This window comes from Coleofasciculus sp. (assembly GCF_046565525.1).
In the GTDB taxonomy this organism is placed as follows: Bacteria; Cyanobacteriota; Cyanobacteriia; order Cyanobacteriales; family Coleofasciculaceae; genus Coleofasciculus.
Genome location: NZ_JBKHUP010000250.1, coordinates 1 through 1,475, shown reverse-complemented (window position 1 = coordinate 1,475; position 1,475 = coordinate 1). Strand labels below are relative to the sequence as shown.

Annotated in this window: 1 protein-coding gene; it reads right to left on the bottom strand. The window is 48.5% G+C overall.

Features of this window, described 5'->3' with window-relative positions:
- Positions 1–92: 92 nt before the first annotated feature.
- Positions 93–1,253, bottom strand: a complete 1,161-nt coding sequence (locus tag ACLGGO_RS35540) for an RRXRR domain-containing protein (RefSeq protein ID WP_446422846.1) — start codon at positions 1,251–1,253, stop codon at positions 93–95.
- Between the last annotated feature and the right edge of the window lie 222 nt (positions 1,254–1,475).

Genomic DNA, 1,475 nt, shown 5'->3' with positions numbered 1-1,475 from the left:
TCAACGTGTTCGCGGGAGTCCCCACCCTCAGCGCTAGCAGGGTGGGGAGGGATAGCGGGATGCCGGAAGAATGGAGGCATCCATCTCCCCTTTTATGCTACACATAAGCCGTTATTCCTCCTAATTAACTTGACTTTACTGGGGGCAAATTGCCCAATTCGTTTCCATGTGTAGTCACAAACGGAAATATTTTTAGTCTTTTTGGTATCGGTGAACCCACCAACGTAGCCAATGTAGACTTTTCCGGCTTTTTCTGCTCTTACCAAATCACCAATCCTCACTCCAAAGGGGGTAATTGTCCCACCTTTGCGCTTCCTTATCCCTGACTTATCCGGGACTTCAAAGTGTAATTGACGGCGGAAAAAGCCGTACTCTTTTCCCCGTTTCACTGCACCAGGACGGGTGATAATTTTGAATGGGGAAGGGGTGATGTTGACGCTGCCTCTGTGGGTGTAACCGCGAGAATTAAAGCCAGTAAATTGAACATATTTAACAAAATATCCGCAAGCCAATGTCACCCCATCAACCGCGTGGGTCTCCGGTTTGGCTATGGACTTGTTAGCCTTATCCTTCTCTAATCCTAGTTGGGTTCGGAGCTGGGATGTACCGTTCCCATCCTTTTGCCAGCCGTGCCGGACATAGACAGGGGCGATTTTTTCCATCTGAGATATCGCCCAATTTTGACCAGTCATCACCGGGGAGAATCCCTTACCCGACTTGGCGTGTTTGCGTTGGGAAAAGTCTATGTCGGCTCTAACTCGTTCATACCCAATCGCTTTTACCGGAAATATCGCCGCCAACTCTTTGACTACTCTTAACTCCAATTGCCGTGAAGCTTTAATTGATGGAGGTAGTTTGCACTGTTTACGGTTATCAAAGCGGCACTGCCGATGGTTACGTTGCTTGAACGGAACATCCCGGTTAATCCGTCTAGAACGGCGAGACCTTCGCAGCATGGCGCGAGTTTCCATTCGTTTTTTGACCCGCCCAAACGGAAGGATAAGGTGTAGTTGTAGTAAGGTGTTTTTGGTTGATTGAACGCCAATACCAGAGTAGGACTTACCCGGATCGACTCCAACAGTAATTGGTTGTACTTCTTCTGCCGATGGCGGTGAAGTCAGTTGAACATAGTAGACCCCTAAGTCTGACCACTTCCCCACCGCCTTACCTTCTTTGACCCACCGTCTAGCCCTGGATGGCTTGGTAGGCATCAGTGGTTTTCCTTCTTCGCTAACTACTGGAACACGATTCATAGAGATAATCCATTCGTGTAAATGTTTACGTCTCTTAAGGCATTGATAAGGGTGTGTCCTGGACTTACCCAGTGTTCAGAGATTCCTGAACCTACATCTAATCCAAGCTAGAGAAGCGCTCTTGTTGTGGTTATCCCCTACCAACTCATGCCCTATTCATGACTTCGGAGCAGGTTCCCTCTGCCAATCCGCGTCTTCACGAAGTAAGGCGCGGTTCATGAA

Bases quoted from the DNA above. Each gene is read 5' to 3' on its own strand.
- ACLGGO_RS35540 (WP_446422846.1), bottom strand. From the start codon at position 1,253: ATGAATCGTGTTCCAGTAGTTAGCGAAGAAGGAAAACCACTGATGCCT.